Annotated in this window: 13 protein-coding genes and 8 tRNA genes; 19 read left to right on the top strand and 2 right to left on the bottom strand. The window is 27.2% G+C overall.

Going from position 1 to position 17,540, the window contains the following annotated elements:
- Positions 1 to 49 precede the first annotated feature (49 nt).
- The 6 genes from ACYUET_RS12505 (at position 50) to ACYUET_RS12480 (ending at position 9,239) form a co-directional block, all read left to right on the top strand.
- Positions 50 to 2,077 carry a triple tyrosine motif-containing protein gene (locus ACYUET_RS12505; protein WP_460280083.1) on the top strand — a complete coding sequence of 676 codons (2,028 nt, stop codon included), beginning with the start codon at positions 50 to 52 and terminating at the stop codon, positions 2,075 to 2,077.
- Between the two features lie 81 nt (positions 2,078 to 2,158).
- Positions 2,159 to 2,872, top strand: a complete 714-nt coding sequence (locus tag ACYUET_RS12500; RefSeq protein ID WP_460280081.1) for a lytic transglycosylase domain-containing protein — start codon at positions 2,159 to 2,161, stop codon at positions 2,870 to 2,872.
- 255 nt (positions 2,873 to 3,127) lie between these two features.
- Positions 3,128 to 3,844: a pseudouridine synthase gene (locus ACYUET_RS12495; protein ID WP_460280079.1), complete on the top strand. Its 717-nt coding sequence runs from the start codon at positions 3,128 to 3,130 to the stop codon at positions 3,842 to 3,844.
- Between the two features lie 656 nt (positions 3,845 to 4,500).
- A complete protein-coding gene (gene pcrA, locus ACYUET_RS12490) occupies positions 4,501 to 6,750 on the top strand; it encodes a DNA helicase PcrA (protein WP_460280077.1) in 2,250 nt (749 codons plus the stop codon).
- 210 nt (positions 6,751 to 6,960) lie between these two features.
- Complete coding sequence (gene ligA / locus ACYUET_RS12485; RefSeq protein ID WP_460280330.1) at positions 6,961 to 8,967, top strand: NAD-dependent DNA ligase LigA; 2,007 nt, start codon at positions 6,961 to 6,963, stop codon at positions 8,965 to 8,967.
- Positions 8,967 to 9,239, top strand: a complete 273-nt coding sequence (locus tag ACYUET_RS12480) for a hypothetical protein (protein ID WP_460280075.1) — start codon at positions 8,967 to 8,969, stop codon at positions 9,237 to 9,239. Before ligA ends, ACYUET_RS12480 begins: the two co-directional genes overlap by 1 nt.
- Before the next feature lie 144 nt (positions 9,240 to 9,383).
- Here ACYUET_RS12480 and ACYUET_RS12475 read toward each other — a convergent pair whose 3' ends face one another.
- The gene (locus ACYUET_RS12475; RefSeq protein ID WP_460280073.1) at positions 9,384 to 9,674 is read right to left on the bottom strand and encodes a hypothetical protein; all 291 of its coding nucleotides are present in this window, start codon (positions 9,672 to 9,674) and stop codon (positions 9,384 to 9,386) included.
- A gap of 333 nt (positions 9,675 to 10,007) precedes the next feature.
- On the opposite strand from ACYUET_RS12475, the gene ACYUET_RS12470 reads away from it, so the two are divergent.
- On the top strand, positions 10,008 to 11,507 hold the full coding sequence (locus tag ACYUET_RS12470) for an ABC transporter substrate-binding protein (RefSeq protein WP_460280071.1): 1,500 nt from the start codon (positions 10,008 to 10,010) through the stop codon (positions 11,505 to 11,507).
- Between the two features lie 80 nt (positions 11,508 to 11,587).
- Here the strand turns inward: ACYUET_RS12470 and ACYUET_RS12465 are convergent, their stop codons facing one another.
- Positions 11,588 to 13,225, bottom strand: coding sequence for a hypothetical protein (locus tag ACYUET_RS12465; RefSeq protein ID WP_460280069.1), 1,638 nt, complete (start codon positions 13,223 to 13,225; stop codon positions 11,588 to 11,590).
- A gap of 94 nt (positions 13,226 to 13,319) precedes the next feature.
- Between ACYUET_RS12465 and ACYUET_RS12460 the strand changes: the two genes are divergently transcribed.
- From ACYUET_RS12460 to ACYUET_RS12405, 12 genes are all read left to right on the top strand, one after another.
- The gene (locus ACYUET_RS12460) at positions 13,320 to 14,309 is read left to right on the top strand and encodes an AIR synthase family protein (protein ID WP_460280067.1); all 990 of its coding nucleotides are present in this window, start codon (positions 13,320 to 13,322) and stop codon (positions 14,307 to 14,309) included.
- Between the two features lie 235 nt (positions 14,310 to 14,544).
- A complete protein-coding gene (gene rph, locus ACYUET_RS12455) occupies positions 14,545 to 15,297 on the top strand; it encodes a ribonuclease PH (RefSeq protein ID WP_460280065.1) in 753 nt (250 codons plus the stop codon).
- Positions 15,297 to 15,911: an XTP/dITP diphosphatase gene (locus ACYUET_RS12450; RefSeq protein ID WP_460280063.1), complete on the top strand. Its 615-nt coding sequence runs from the start codon at positions 15,297 to 15,299 to the stop codon at positions 15,909 to 15,911. The genes rph and ACYUET_RS12450 overlap by 1 nt, the downstream gene beginning before the upstream one ends.
- A gap of 14 nt (positions 15,912 to 15,925) precedes the next feature.
- Positions 15,926 to 16,408 (top strand): metallophosphoesterase, encoded by a 483-nt coding sequence (locus ACYUET_RS12445; protein WP_460280061.1) that lies wholly within the window; start codon positions 15,926 to 15,928, stop codon positions 16,406 to 16,408.
- Between the two features lie 161 nt (positions 16,409 to 16,569).
- Positions 16,570 to 16,645, top strand: a tRNA-Pro gene (locus ACYUET_RS12440).
- Between the two features lie 16 nt (positions 16,646 to 16,661).
- Positions 16,662 to 16,735, top strand: a tRNA-Gly gene (locus tag ACYUET_RS12435).
- A gap of 309 nt (positions 16,736 to 17,044) precedes the next feature.
- Positions 17,045 to 17,121: transfer RNA gene (locus ACYUET_RS12430), tRNA-Arg, on the top strand.
- Positions 17,122 to 17,124: 3 nt separating this feature from the next.
- Positions 17,125 to 17,200, top strand: a tRNA-Pro gene (locus ACYUET_RS12425).
- Between the two features lie 17 nt (positions 17,201 to 17,217).
- Positions 17,218 to 17,291 (top strand) — tRNA-Gly (locus ACYUET_RS12420).
- A gap of 21 nt (positions 17,292 to 17,312) precedes the next feature.
- A tRNA-Arg gene (locus ACYUET_RS12415) sits at positions 17,313 to 17,389 on the top strand.
- A gap of 5 nt (positions 17,390 to 17,394) precedes the next feature.
- Positions 17,395 to 17,470 (top strand) — tRNA-His (locus ACYUET_RS12410).
- A gap of 13 nt (positions 17,471 to 17,483) precedes the next feature.
- Positions 17,484 to 17,540: transfer RNA gene (locus ACYUET_RS12405), tRNA-Gln, on the top strand.

Genomic DNA, 17,540 nt, shown 5'->3' with positions numbered 1-17,540 from the left:
TAAATGTATAATGTAATTAGAGGGTGTATAAAAGGGAGGTTTTGATTATATGCAAGAACTTCAGTTAAAGGATGTAGAGATTAGCTTTGATAAAGAAAAGCCACAAAATAAAGGTACGGAAATAAGTATATTAAGTAAAATAGATGAAAAATCTTCTGACATAGAATATAAGTTTATTATTGGTTCAAATGGCATATGGACTACGATACAAGATTTTTCTGAAAATAATAAGTGTCGTTGGAAACCAAATAGTGAAGGAGAATATACAATTATGGTACAAGCAAGGGAGAAGAATGGGAGAAAGTCTTTTGATTATCTAGCTAAGGAAAATTATTTAATAAGTAATAAAAATCCAATAAAACTTATAGAAGATGTATTAATTGATAGAAGTGAAGTAGTAGTTGGAGAGAAATGTTTAATAAAAGTAAAGTCAAATAGAGATGATATTCTTTATCGGTTTTATGTTAAAGGATATCAAGGTTGGGATCCTATTATTGATTATACAACTGATAATACGTTACTATATACTGCAAATAATTCTGGAGAAAAAGAGTTTTTAATTGAATGCAAAAGGGTAGATTCAGATTTGAATTTTGACGATTATACCACTGTAAGAGTAAATGTTAGTGATATAGAAAGATTAGAGATAACAAATTTTAAATGTGAAAATAAAGAGTTGCTTGTAGAAAAAGAGTTGAATTTTACTATAGAAACAAAATATCCAAGTGATAGAACTATTTTATATAAATTTTATAAAATATCCAAAGATAGTAAGGCAACTTGTATACAAGATTATTCTACAAATTGTAGTGTTAGTTATAAAGAGAGTGAGCCTGGAGATTATAGACTATTATCTTATGTAAAAGATATATTTTCTGATAAAGAATATGATGATAGAGCATTAATATTATATAAAGTTAAACCATATAGGGATATAAAAATTAAAGGATTTTCAGCAGACTTAAGTTCACCTCAAGTAGTTGGAACTAATATTACATTTAAGGTAGAGGCTGATGGTGGAAAAAAATTATTATATAGATATAAAGTTAAAGGTCCACATGAACACGATAGTGGATTAATTAGAAATAATGAGTATGTTTGGAAGGCTAATGAATCAGGTAGATATGAAGTAGCAGTTTTTGTTAAAGATGAATCTTTTAAAGGTGAATATGAATGTACTGAAAAGATTAATTTTGAAATTGAGGAAAGAGGAAATAAGCCAGTTAAAATACTTGATGTTGTTGTTGATAAAGAAAAGACTGTGATAATAGGACAAACTGTTAATATAATGGTAAATGCAGAGGGTGGTACAAGACTTAATTATTCCTTTGTAGTATATAAAGATAAGAAAAAAGTAGAAAGTGTAGAATATGGTAAGGCTAATTGGGTTAATTTTATTCCAGAAGAAAAGGGAGATTATGAAATAGAAGTTAATGTTAAAGATAGATATTCAGATAAAGAATATGATGCACATACTTTTATATATTTAAAGGCAAGAGAATATATGCCAGGAGAAATAGATTATATAATTTTACCTTGTAAGAAAAATTATGTTGTAGGAGATAATATAGAATTTGAATCTATAATACAAAATACAAGAAGTGTTTTAGTTAAATATGTAACTAAAATTAATGGGCATAAAATAGAGGAAACAGAATTTTTAAAGAATAAAAAATTAAGATTTACTCCTAAAATAGCAGGTAAATATACTATAGAAGTTTATGCTAAAAATATAAAATGCACAGAAGAATATGATTCGAAGAAAGAATTAAACTTATATATAAATGAAGCACCTCCTATTATAAATACTAAAGTATTGATAAATAAAGCTAAACCTAAGATAAATGAAGAGGTAACATTTGAGGTTAAAAGTTCAGGAGGAAAAGATGTTTGTTATGAGTTTTATTTAATGGAACAAGGAAACTGGAAAAAGGTTCAATCATACAGCAAGAAAAATTATTATAGCTTTATCCCATTTGTAAAAGGAAAATACAAAGTGTTAGTTTTAACAAAAAGTTATTATAAAAAAGTTAACTATGAAGATTATGATGAAGTAATGCTTAAAGTACGTGATTAAGATTTTATAAATTAATTCGAAAATTAATAAGATAATGAAATAAAAACATTTATATATAGGATAAAAAAATGGAGGAACATTATGGATTTAAATAATTTAGGTTCAATATCACAAGATCAATTAATGACTTTAGCAATGAATAATAGTTTATCTGAAGGGAAAAGTAGTTCTGATGATATGCAGTTTGCGTTAGTTATGCAAGCTTTAATGGAGAATTCAAATCAATCATCAAAGAATGAAAAATTACAAGCAGTACAGGCTATACAAAACACAGAAACTACGCCAGGACAAAGATTAGATTATATGAAGATGGTATTAAATCCAAATTTAAGTTCTGCAGTTTATAATAATACATCTATATCAAACTTAGCATCACAAACTAATGATGAAACAATGAAAAGAATATATTCTGCTGTGAATAGTGCCTCAAAGAAATATGGAGTAGACTCTAATTTGATTTTAGGAATAATTAAACAAGAATCAGATTTTAATCCTTCAGTACAATCAGGTGCTGGTGCTATGGGACTAATGCAATTGATGCCAGAAAATTGTAAAGAGGATGGGGTAGATGATCCATTTAATGTTGAACAAAATATACAAGGTGGAGTAAAACAATTAAAAGGATATATAGATCAGTATAATGGAAATGTAGAAATGGCATTAATGGCTTATAATGCGGGACCAGGGACAATGCAAAAAAGAGGAGTTACATCATCTGAGCAATTATATAAAATGCCACAAGAAACTCAAAATTATGTACCAAAAGTGATGTCATACTATAGAAATGGTATATAACTATTAAATTTTGACAATTATAAATTTAAGGGGTATAAAATATTTTTAGATATAAATATTTTATACCTCTTTACTTTTGTGTTACATTATACTTAAGGTATTTTTTTATTCTTTAGGAATTTATAACGCAGTTAAATTTGTGAATAACTTTATGAGAATAGTAAGACTTATAGTTCATGAAGTGGATTTTTTATTTAAAATAAGTTTTTTTTAGAATATAATAAAGAAGCTAAAATTAGTTATAGAGGTGAAGATGTGGAAAGATTAGATAAGATAATTTCGAATTTAGGTTATGGTAGTAGAAAAGAAGTTAAAGCATTAGTTAAAAAAGGATTAATTGAAGTTGATGGAGTTATTGTGAAGGATAATGGAATAAATGTTGATCCAGAAAATATAAACATAAAAATAAATGGTGAGGAAATATTATATCGTAAGTACATATATTTAATGATGAATAAACCGTCAGGGGTAATATCAGCAACCCATGATTCAAGAGATGAAACTGTAATTGACTTGTTAGAAGTAGATCATCAAGTGTTTGATCCTTTTCCAGTAGGTAGGTTAGATAAAGATACAGTAGGATTATTATTATTAACAAATGATGGGGAATTAAACCATAGATTAATATCACCTAAGTGGCATGTTGATAAAGTTTATTATGCAAAGATAAATAAAAATGTAACAGAAGAAGATGTGTTAGCATTTAAAGACGGAATAATTTTAGATGATGGTTATAAATGTTTAGAAGCAAAATTAGACATTTTATCTAATTCAGAAAATGCCTCAGAAGTAAGAATAACCATTCAAGAAGGGAAATATCATCAAGTAAAAAGAATGTTTGAAGCTTTAGATAAAAAGGTTATATATTTAAAAAGAGAGGAGTTTGGCGGATTATCTTTAGATGAAGAATTAGAAGAAGGCGAATATAGGGAATTAACAGAAGAGGAATTATCAATTTTACAGAGTTATTAACGAACATTAAAAGTTTTTGCAATAAAATAATTCATTTTATATTCCAAAGTAAATAATTTTCGTAAAATTACTTGCATTTTAGATTGGAGTATTCTATAATAATTGTGCAAGGATAAATAAAAGGAATTATATAGCCCCCTTTTTATTTATTGCTTATTGCTTATTGCTAAAGCGCAACCTAGCCCCAAGGGTTGCGTTTTTTTATTGCATAAAAATGAAAAAGTTTACTTAGGTTTAAATTTATAATAATTGTTAATATATAACACTAAAAATGTAAAAAAAGTAAACAAAATGTAGAAATTGAAATAATGAATGAATTGAATCATTTTACGCTTAAAGGTGATTTAATTCATTCATTATTTTTATGTTTGTTTTTTATAAACTTAAAAAGGCAATAATAATTTATAATATAATTATGTATATTATAAATTATATATTTTGTTATGTTTTAAGTGAATGTCTCTGTGATAAGATTTATATTATTAAAGTATAAAAACTGTTTTAAAACATAGCTTTATATTTTAATAAATAATGTGTTTACTATGTTATAATATTTAAAGATTAGGTGCATGAAAGGAAATAATAGAAATCCAATATACAAATAAACTAGTCTATTATTTTTTTAATATACCTTAAGAAAGGAGCAGGTTAACTAAATGGAGTTAAAATCATTGCTTAATAAAGAACAGTATGAAGGTGCAACAACAATAGATGGCCAATTATTAATATTAGCAGGAGCGGGCTCAGGAAAAACAAGAGTATTAACATACAGAATGGCTCATATGATAGAAAACTTAGATATCCCCCCTTATAATATATTGGCTATTACATTTACTAATAAAGCGGCTAAAGAAATGAAAGATAGAGTAAAATCTTTAATTGGAGATAGAGCTGAAAATATGTGGATATCGACTTTCCACTCAACTTGTGTAAGGATTTTAAGAAGAGAAATTGATAAAATAGGCTATAATAGTAACTTTACTATATATGATACTTCAGATCAAAAAGTATTAGTAAAAGATTGTATGAAGAATTTAAATATTAATGATAAAGATATAACGGATCAAGAAATATTATCTAAAATAGGAAGAGCAAAAGATTCATTACAAAGTGCTAGTAGTTTTATGAGAGAAAACGAATCTAATTTTAGAGAAAAAAAGATTGCTGATGTATATGAAATGTATCAAAAAAGACTTAAAGAAAATAATGCTCTTGATTTTGATGATTTAATTTTTAAAACTGTTGAATTATTTAAATCTAATCCAGGAGTATTAGATTTTTATCAAAATAAATTTAAATATATTATGGTAGATGAATATCAGGATACTAATGGTGCTCAATATGAATTAGTTAAATTACTTGCAAGTAAATATAAAAATATTTGTGTTGTAGGAGATGATGATCAATGCATATATCAATGGAGAGGTGCAGACATTCAAAATATATTAGATTTTGAAAAAGATTATCCAGCAACTAAAGTAATTAAATTAGAACAAAATTATAGATCAAAAGGCAATATTTTAAATGCTGCAAATGTAGTGATTGTGAACAATGCAAATAGAAAAAGTAAAGTATTAAGAACGGAACAAGATGCTGGTGGTAAGATAAAGGTTTATAGAGCATATTCAGATAGTGATGAGGGAGATTTTGTTGGAAAGCAGATTTTAGATATAAAATCTAAAGAGGAAAAACAATTTAAAGATTTTGCTATATTATATAGAACAAATGCTCAATCACGTATATTTGAGGAAAGTTTAAGAAGAAAATCTATTCCATATAAAATAATTGGTGGAACAAAATTCTATGATAGAAAAGAAATAAAAGATATTTTAGCTTATTTAAAAGTATTAGTTAATCCTCAAGATGATGTAAGTATCAAAAGAATAATAAACGTACCAAAGAGAAGTATTGGAGATGCAACTGTATTAAAAGTTCAAGAATTTGCTAATAATTATGAACTAAATATGTGGGATGCTTTAATGGAAGCTAGAACTATTCCAACATTAACTCCAAGGAATGCGAGCAATATTGAGAGTTTTACAAATATAATGGAAAACTTAATGATACTTAGTGAGACAGTACCAGTATCTGTATTAATTCAATCTATATTAAAAGATACTGAATATATGAAACAATTAGAGAATTCTAAAGAAATTGAAGATAAAAGTAGAATTGAAAATTTAAAAGAATTAGTATCAGATGCAGTTGACTTTGAAAAAAATAGTGAAGATAAATCATTATCTGCGTACCTAGAAAAGGTTTCTTTAGTTCAAGATACTGATAAGATAGAAGACGAAGAAGATTCTATAGTATTAATGACTGTACATAGTGCTAAAGGTCTTGAGTTTCCAGTAGTATTTATGGTTGGGATGGAAAATGGTATTTTCCCAGGAAATATGTCATTTGAGAAAGAATCTGAGATGGAAGAGTCAAGAAGACTTTGTTATGTTGGAATAACTAGAGCAAAAGAAACATTATTTATGACTTCAGCAGAAGTTAGAAGAGTATTTGGTAGAACAGTTGCATATGCACAATCAGATTTTATAAATGAGATAAAATCTGAATTAAAGGAATATGTAAGTGGGAATAAAATATCATCAAATAATAAGCAAAATGTAGTTAATAATAATTCTTATATGAATCCACATAGTTTAAGAAATAATATTATTAATAAAAATAAAACTTTTAATAAAGTATCAGAAGTTAATATAAAAATAAATGACAATGCTGAATACATGACTAGTAATGAAGTTACACTTGGAAGAAAAGTAGAACATGATAAGTTTGGAGTAGGAACAATTGTAAGTGTTCAAAATGCAGGAAGTGATAAAAAGTTAACTATTGCATTTGATAAACAAGGTGTTAAGAATTTAATGCTATCATTTGCAAAACTTAAGATGATATAGTCAAATAAACTAAACATAATTAATTTTATTTATAAGTGTGCTATGCTTTAAGTAAATATTGAAATTATAATATAAAGCTTATAAACATGAGAAGGTACTTTTATAATGCTAGTTCGCCATTATATACAATATCAAAATTATTTTAAAACGTAGCCTATTATTAATAATTAAATTATTATTTTTAATGTCTTAACTGAGGAGCTGGTGAGAATAGTGGATAAAAAGAGAGAAAGAATAATTGAACTTGTTGAAAAATTAAATAAGTATTCATATGAATACTATGTGCTTGATAATCCTTCTGTTAGTGATAAGGATTATGATAAAGAATACTATGAACTTCAAGAATTAGAAAAAGAAACAGAATATATACTTCCTTACTCACCTACATTAAGAATTGGTGATGTTGTTTTAGATGGATTTAGTAAATATACTCATAAAGCAAAACTTTGGAGTTTAGATAAAGCACAAAGTTTAGAAGAGATAATCGAGTGGCACAATAGAAATGTAAAATTTATTAATGAAATGAGAAGTAAAGGTGAAGATCTTCCAGACTTAAAATACATTGTTACTAAGAAGTTTGATGGCTTAACAGTTAACTTAACTTATAATAAGGAAGGTACTCTTGAAGTAGGAGCAACTAGAGGGACTGGAGAGATTGGAGAGAATGTAACGGCACAGGTAAAAACAATAAAATCCATACCATTAAAGATTCAAGAATCAGATAATGTTTTTGAAGTACATGGGGAAGCTGTTATGACTCAGGAGGCATTTAAGAAGTATAATGAGGAATCTGATATACCATTAAAGAATTTAAGAAATGGTGCAGCAGGAGCTTTAAGAAATCTTAATGTTAAAGAAACAGCAAGAAGAAATTTATCTGCATTTTTTTATGATGTAGGATATAAAGAAGGTACTCAATTTAAAACATATTTAGAAATGATGGAATTTATAAAGAAAAAAGGTTTACCAGTTGATGAATATATTAAAGTATGTACATCTATAGATGACATAAAGAAAGAAATAGAATATATAAAAAATATAAGATTTGATTTAAATTATGATATAGATGGATTGGTTATAGCTATAGATGATATAAGAACTAGAGAACTTATAGGATACACTGTTAAATTCCCTAAATGGGCAATTGCATATAAATTTGAAGCACAAGAAGCAACAACAAAACTTTTAGATGTTGAATGGAATGTTGGAAGAAGCGGTAGAATAGGACCAACAGCAATTTTAGAACCTGTAGAATTAGCAGGAGTAACAGTTAAAAGAGCGACATTAAATAATATGGATGATATTAAAAGAAAAGGTGTTAGAATAGGTGCTGATGTATTTGTTCGTAGATCTAATGATGTAATTCCTGAAATAATGGGTACAGTGGAAGAAACATTAGAAAATTCAATAGAAATACTTCCACCAACTCTTTGTCCAGCTTGTGGAAGTCATGTTGTTTTAGATGGAGCACATTATTTTTGTGACAATACACTTTCTTGTAAACCACAATTAGTTAAAAGTATAGTTCATTATGCTTCAAGAGATGCGATGAATATAGCCGGATTTTCAGAAAAAACAGCAGAACAGTTATTTGAAAGATTAAATATTAAATCTATCTCAGACCTGTACAAATTAAATAAAGAAGAACTTATTAATTTAGATAAGTTTGGAGAGAAGAAAGCTGAAAATTTAATCAATGCAGTTGAAGAGAGTAAAAATTGTAAATTATATGCATTTATATATGCTTTAGGAATACCTAATGTTGGAGTAAAAACCGCAAAAGACATAGTAAACAAGTTTAAATCTATAGATGGTTTAAAAAATGCTACATTTGAAGAACTTGTTTCAGTTCAGGATGTTGGTGATATAGTTGCACAAGATGTAATTGGATTTTTCAAGGAAGAAAAAGTACTGCAAACTATTGATGAACTATTAAGTTTAGGAGTAAATCCTATTTTTGATGAAATTAAGACGGTAGAAAATATTTTCCAAGGAAAGACAGTTGTTGCAACAGGATCTTTGAAAAATTATTCTAGAAGTGGAATTAAAGAGAAACTTGAACAATTAGGAGCAAAAGTTTCTGGTAGTGTTAGTAAGAAAACTGATTATGTAATTGCAGGAGAAGCAGCTGGATCGAAATTAACTAAAGCTCAAGAATTAGGTATAACAGTTCTTTCAGAAGATGAATTTGAAAAGATGCTAGGGAGTGAAAACTGATGAAGATATTAGTGAATTGGCTAACATTGATATGTGGATTTATATCTAGCATTTTAATAATATGTACTTTTTCAACAAGTTATCAATTTCATTATTTCGGTCAAATTTTTAATTCTTATTTACCAGTACAAATAGGTATTTGTATAACAATGGCAGTTTTAACTCTTAGATTTATACTTAATGAAACAGGTAGAAAAAGAATAATATATTCTGTATTTAGTTTTGCAATATCAGTCTCTTTGATATTTTTTATAGTTAACTTAGTAAAATAATCTAGTAAATAAGGAAGTTAAAAATAGATAAAAAAATAAAATATCCCTATTATGATTTAAATCATAATAGGGATATTTTTGTTATTCTAATTTAGTACATCCATTAGAATAAAGCAATATCTTTAAAGTAGAATTAATAATTTTTTAATTAAATTTTTCTGCTTTATCAAAATTAGATATATTGTAAGAGTTATTTTCATTAATTCCAGGAATATCATCCTTAATAGAATCATAATTAGTATTTTTAAATTCGCCTCCAGGCGTTATATTAGATAAATTTGAAAGTTTTTCACATATTTTTTCTAATATGTAGTTGTGATAACGTAATTGACTATGAGCTTTTAAAGCAACTACAAATAGCCATATTCCTATAAACATAAAAACACACATAAATAGTATTCCAACTATGAAAAATGTACCTGTTAAAAATTCCATATAAAAAAACCCTCCATAAAAATATAGTTACATTATATCACAATAAGTATATTAATCTAAATAAATTTGTTATTTTATGTATTTACTGATATATAAGGTTATATTAGTGATTATAAAAATATTATAAGGTTAATAATTAAATATATAAGTTCCAATAAGTTTTGTTCATATTATGGTGAGGAATTTATATAGAAATTTGTGATATATATGATTCTACGTGAATATTGTTAACCTTTTATAATCTTTTATATGATTTTTATATAAAAGATTATAAATGTATTAAATTAATTAGAACATATATAAATAGTCTAATAATACTGGAGGGCAATTAAGTTGAAAAAATATTTATTACCTATATCTTTAACTTTTATAATACTTGCTTTTTTATTAGGTTTTATAGAAATAGATAGAACAGGAACATTAAATAGTGATATGGAGAATTGCTTGAGTTATGGAGTTAATAATATTACAACTGATTTAAAGAATGTTACAGAACTATCTAAGAGAGATCAAGACATTGTCTGTGCTGCAAGTAAAGGCTTAGTTTCTAAGGATATAGACAATAAAATAATACCTTGTTTATCAAATGAGGTAAATAAAAGAGAAAATGATATTGAATATGAATTTAAAATTAAAGACGATATTTATTGGAGTGATGGAAACAAAATAACTCCAGAGGACGTTGTTGTATTTTTTAAGGAGCTATTAAAGATAGAAGATGAAAAAAATATAGAAGCCTTGTTAGATGTTTATGGAGCAAAAGAATTTAAAGAAGGAAAAACAACATTTGAAAAAGGGGTGGCTATTACAGCAACTGATGATAAGGTTATTATGAGATTGAATAAAAAAAATGATAATTTTTTAGACGAGTTAACTAAACCTCAATATAAATTAAGAAAGTATTTAATTATGTGGGGAGATATGAAAAATAACTATAATAAATTAATATATAGTGGTGATTATGTTATATCATCTTTTAATGACAATGAGATAGAATTTGAAAGGAGTAATTATAATAGTGATAACTCTTTAAAAAATATTAAAATAATAAAAGATAATAGTGTAGAATTATCAATGGCCTCATTCGAAATTGGTCAAAGAGATATTGTATTAGATCCGCCAGAAAGTGAATTAAATAAATTAAGTTCAGAAGGTAAGCTAATAACAATTCCTAAGAATAATGGTGTATATTTATATATTAATAGTAAAAATGATACTATTCCATTACAAGGAAGAAAATTTATTTATAAAAATATATCTAATGCTTTAGAAAATTATAAAACTTCTAATACTAAAGAATTTGAATTGGCAGAAGGAAGTTATTTTAGAGAAGATAAACAAGATTTAACTAAACTTCAATCAAGAAAAGTTATAAGCAATAAAGAGGAAGAGTGGAGCCCACCAGAAGTCTTAACATTATTATGTAAAGATAATAATGATAATAGAGAATTATGCAGATGTATTTCAAGTTGGTTTAAAGAAAATACAAGTATAGTATTAAAATATAGTTTAGTAAAAGAAGAGGATTTTGAAGATCAAGAATTAAAGAATAGATATGATATGATTTTAATGGAAAACAATGCTAATGTTTTAAATAAAAAAGAATTCTATAAGAATTTTGAAAGTTATTTAAGTGATTTAGAAAAAGAAAAAATTATAAATTTACAATCTAAAGATGAAAAAAATATATATGATAATATAGAAAACAAGTTATTTGAAAGTTATAGAATACTTCCTCTGGTATTTTATAATCAAAATATTGCGTTTTCTAAGAATGTATCTACTATTAAATTTGATGGTAATGGAAATATAGATTTTAGTTCCATTAAATAAAATTATATTAATTAATTTAACTTATTAACGGATGTAAAAATATCCGTTAATAAGCTGATAAAAAATTTTATTAACTATAATTAACTTTTCTTATTATGAGATTTTTCTTTAGAATTTGATTCAATCTTGAGATCGATATTACCATTAACCTTAATATTAGAATTGTTATCTTCAGTTAAAGGTTGATTTTCATTTTTAGAAGTTTCCTCTATATTAGAGAGTTCAGATACAGATAAAATTTCTTTTGTATTATTTGTAGAACTAGAAACTGTATCTTCATCATGTTCAAATGAATTATCCCTTAAATTCTCCTGTTCTATAAATCCCATTTCATTTATTACGCTATCTTTAAGAAAATAAATCATAGTAAAGAATGAAAACATATTTTTATTTGAATCAAAAGATATTTTTGGAGAAGAAAAACTATCCTTTTTTTTAGAATAACTTAAGTTTTTTACAAATATAGGAGCTAAACCAGTGCTTTCAGGAGTTGGTAAATCAGGCATTCTAAAATAAGATTCTTCTAACATATCTTTAGAACGTAAACTTAGTTTTCTATAACGTTCTACTTCATCAAGGGTTGGTGCTTCAGGCCAACTTGTTAATAAATTACCATTTATATAGAACTTTCTATATATACCGGAGATAATAGGTTTAAACTCTGAATTTCTATTTTCTTCCTGAGAATACAGTAGTAATGATAAAATATAAAAATTAATTTCTAAAGAAGAATATTTAATATCCTTTTTATCATTTAATTTCACAAATATATTTTTATCCTTATCATATAGAGTTATTAATTTATTGGTAATTTCTTTACTCATTTCTTTAAAAGAAATAATATTTGTATGTTTATAAGATTCCATTAAACATATAGCGAATAAACTACAGTCTTCTAGAGAGTTTACAAAATAATCTTTCATCATAAATCTATTTATAAGAAAATCACTTAAATCAAGTATAAGATCTTTAGCAACATTGTCATTTGAATATTTATAGAATACATTTAAAGCTAAAAGTACGTTTAAGTTTTCACTAAATGATAATTCATAAAGTGATTCCTTATAATTTTTAAACATATCTAAAATTTCATTAGCAAAGTTTTTGTAGTCTTCACCAATAGGGTCAGATTTATTGTAGAAATAGTATAGGTAATATGCATCCATCATAAAAGCTTGATCTGAAAATTTAAACTTAGCATCTTTATCTATTAAGTTAAAACCTTTAGAATTAGAATCGGAGATATTTTTTTTATTAACAAAAAGTCCTTCAGTATTTCTTAAATTTTTAGAATAAAATTTAAGTTGTTCTTTTGCAATGTATTTATATGCTTTTTCAAAAGAAACAACATTCCGATTATCTTTACAATAATTAGAATAATAATTACTTAATTCTAATATACATAATGTCATTAAAGCATTAGTTGATGGAGTTATTTCTTTCTTAAATGTTGATTCATCAAAGCCATGTGAGGTTTTACTGTGTATAAACATGGGCGATGATTTTCGGTATATACATGTTAGTGGAGAAAAATTATTTAATATGCTAATATCATTTGTAGAAGAAGATTTTTTAGAAATCTTAACAGGCATTAGTAGACCACATTTTGAATTTAGCACAATCGTCTTTACTGATTCTTTTGATAAATAAAAAAGTTGACTGCTAATTTCTTTTTGAGAAAGACTATTCATCCTAAAAAATGGTCCTATATATCTCAATGTATTCACCTCTCTTAAAATTTTCATATTATTAATTAATATGAGTGTAAGTTAAAAATAGTGCATAAAATCTAAATAAAAGGAGAATTTTTTTATGGAAGAAGGAAAGTTAAACTTTGAAGATTTAAGAAAAATAATATTAGATAATAAGACAATTAAAAGAGAAGAAGTAAAAGTAAGAAATGATGTTGGGGAAGATTGTTCAATTATAGATTTTGGAGAGTACGAAGCTATTTTTTCAACAGATCCAATAACAGGAGCAAACAAAGACATAGGAAAACTAGCTGTACATATAAATTGTAATGATATTGCTTCTTCAGGTGGAGAACCGATAGGAATAATGGTTACAGTCTTAGCACCAATATCATCAACTTTGGATGAAATAAATAAAGTAATGTATGAAATAGATCAAGAAGCCTCTAAAATAGGAATAGAGATAATAGGTGGTCATACAGAAGTTACATCTGCAGTTAATAAGATGGTTATATCTGTAACTGTGATAGGGAAAACTTTAAAAGGAAAAGCTGTTAAAACAGCAGGCGCTGAAGAGGGAGATGATATAATTGTTACTAAAGATATAGGAATAGAAGGAACATATATTTTAATTAATGATTATGAAGAAATTATTAAAAGAGAATTATCTGAGGAAGAAGTGATTTTAGGTAAAGCATTGATAAATAAATTAAGTGTTTTAAAAGAAGGTAAAATAGCTGGGAAATTTGGTGTGAATTCTATGCATGATGTTACCGAAGGGGGCTTAATTGGAGCTTTATTTGAAGTAGCAATGGCTTCAGGTAAAGGTTTTAAAATATATAATGATAAAATACCTATATTGGATATAACTAAGAAATTATCAAGTTTATTTAAAATGGACCCTTTGAGATTGATTTCTTCTGGAAGTATGTTGATTACTACTAAACAGGGAGCAAAGCTTGTTAAAATACTTAAAGAAAATGGCATTAAGGCAACTATTATTGGGAAAATATGTAATAGCGGTAATATATTAGTAGACTCTAATGAAGAGATAGTTATAGAAGCGCCTAAAAGAGATGAAATATACAATTTAATCAAAAAAAACAGTTGAAAATAAGTTATTATATTATTTGTTAGACAAAGTAAAATGAATATATAATAATATCAAGTATTAGGTATAGGTAAAGAAAATAATAGATTAAAGATGTGTTATATAAGTAAGAAGAAAAAATAGTTAATACTAAATTAATAGATGAATTTATCAATAGAATATGGTCCACAATATGTAAACATAAGGGTCTACTATTTTTTTAATATACCTTAAATTAAGATGGAGCGTGATTTAATTGAGATGTGATGGACGAAGAAATGATCAAATAAGGCATGTACGAGTAACAAGAAATTATACTAAATATGCTGAAGGATCAGTATATATAGAAGTTGGAGATACAAAAGTTTTATGCAATGTTTCTATAGAGGATAGAGTACCACCATTTATAAAAGGGACAGGATCAGGGTGGATTACAGCAGAATACAATATGTTACCAAGATCAACGGAAACTAGAAAAATAAGAGATATTTCTAGGTTAAAAACAGATGGAAGAACTATGGAAATTCAACGATTGATTGGGAGAGCATTAAGATCAGTTGTAGATTTAAAGGCATTAGGAGAAAAAACATTATGGATAGATTGTGATGTTATTCAAGCTGATGGAGGAACTAGAACAACTTCTATTTCAGGCGCATTTATAGCTTTAGTGGATGCAGTTAATAAATTGCATAAAATTAAACCGTTTAAAGTGTATCCTATTAGAAGTTTTGTTGCAGCAACTAGTGTAGGAATAGTAGATAATCAAAAAGTTTTAGATCTGTGTTATGTTGAAGATTCAAAAGCTAAAGTTGATATGAATATTATAATGACTGATGAAGGAACCTTTGTGGAAGTACAAGGAACAGGAGAAGAGAGTCCATACAGTAGAGCTGAATTAAATGAATTATTGGATTTAGGGGAAAAAGGAATAAAGCAAATGATTCAAGTACAAAAAGATTCACTGAAAATGGATTCGCTTTGGATAGGGACAGGAGGAAACAACAATTAATGAAAAAGATTATTTTAGCAAGTAATAATGTTAAGAAAGTAAAAGAAATAAAAGAAATACTTAATGATATAGATGTAGAAATAAAATCTTTAAGTGAAGAAAAGATAAATATAGATGTAATAGAAGATGGAAAGACATTTGAAGAGAATGCTAAAAAAAAGGCAAAAGAAATATATGAAGCTTTAAGAGAAAGAGGAGAAAAAGACTTTATTGTATTAGCAGATGATTCTGGATTATGTGTAGACTATTTAAATGGAGAACCTGGTATATATTCTGCAAGATATTCAGGTGAGCATGGAAATGATGAAGCTAATAATAAAAAATTATTAGAAAATTTAAAAGGTGTATCAGATAAAGAAAGAGGAGCCAAATTTATTTGCCAAATAGCGTTATTTGATGAAGAAGGAAGATATTATTCTATTACTGGTGAGGTAAAAGGATACATTCTAAATAATATACATGGAAATGGCGGCTTTGGATATGATCCTTTATTTTTCTATCAACCTTTAAATAAAAGTTTTGCTGAACTTAATTCAGATGAAAAAAATTCAATAAGTCATAGAGGGAAAGCACTTACAAAGTTAAAGGATTTAATAGTAAAACTAATAAAATAGTAGGAGATAAGATTATGTTAATTGCAGTATTAAGTGATACACATAGGATGGACAAATATATTCAAAGAGCTAAAGAATATATTAAAAATGCTGATATATTAATACATTTAGGTGATAATGTTGACGATGCAGAAGAATTAGCTAATGAATTTATGGGGGAGGTATATATTGTTAGAGGAAATTGTGATTACTCTAACAAGTATCCTAAGGAAAGAGTTATAGAGGTCGAGGATAGAAAAGTATTTTTTACGCATGGAGATCTATATGGAGTAAAATATGGTTTAAATAAGATTTATTATAGATCAAAAGAGGTAGGCGCAGATATAGCTCTTTTTGGTCATACACATGTATCTATGATAGAAAAATACGATAACATATTTTTTATGAATCCTGGAAGTATATCATTACCTAGAAATCCAGGTAAGTATATTGGATTTATTGAAATAAATAAGAATGAAGAACCTAGTATTTATCTTAAAGAATTTACATTTGATTAATTAAATAATAGAAGATAATTCAAAGGTAAAAAGTAGATTAAATTACTATATAGAATTTATTATATAAAATAAAGTAAAATAATTTTAAAAAAGGTATTGACGAATTAATTTGGATATTGTAGAATAGTCATTGTCGTCGGGAGATGAAATAACAATGACTTCGGGGTGTGGCGCAGATGGGAGCGCGCGTGGTTTGGGACCATGAGGCCGCAGGTTCAATCCCTGTCACCCCGACCAATAGTCTTATAAATATGCGGGTGTAGCTCAATGGTAGAGCCCTAGCCTTCCAAGCTAGTTACGTGAGTTCGATTCTCATCACCCGCTCCATTGTAAGATTAAAGCTTGACAAGGAATTGAAGATTGTTTAAAATAATAAACATCTTAAAGCTTGACAAGATATTAAGGAGTGTTTAAAATGATAGACGCACTAAGAATTGACAAGAAGTCAAAAAGCGTTTAAAATAATAAACGTCCTAAAGCTTGACATATTTGAGAGAACAGATTAAAATAATTGATGTTCTAGAAGATGTTTTGAAAGTGGAAAAAGATTTACTTCAAATAAACTTTCAAATGAAAGCTTGACAAAAAATACAGAATGGTTTACAATAAAAAACGTTCTGAAAACAAAAAAAATATGCGTCTTTAGCTCAGCTGGATAGAGCAACGCCCTTCTAAGGCGTGGGCCAGGGGTTCGAATCCCTTAAGACGCACCATATCGGGGTGTGGCGCAGATGGGAGCGCGCGTGGTTTGGGACCATGAGGCCGCAGGTTCAATCCCTGTCACCCCGACCACTAAAACTTAATAATATGCGGGTGTAGCTCAATGGTAGAGCCCTAGCCTTCCAAGCTAGTTACGTGAGTTCGATTCTCATCACCCGCTCCATTAACACTAAGGTGTTAAAATGCGTCTTTAGCTCAGCTGGATAGAGCAACGCCCTTCTAAGGCGTGGGCCAGGGGTTCGAATCCCTTAAGACGCACCATTATGGTGGACGTAGTTCAGTTGGTAGAGCGCCAGTTTGTGGCACTGGTTGTCGTGGGTTCGAATCCCATCGTTCACCCCATGTTTTGGGATGTCGCCAAGCGGTAAGGCAATGGACTTTGACTCCATTATGCGTAGGTTCGAATCCTGCC

The sequence above is a fragment of the Clostridium sp. CTA-5 genome (genome assembly GCF_054768135.1).
Note: the sequence above shows the minus strand (reverse complement) of the source record. Positions and strands in the feature narration are given on the sequence as shown.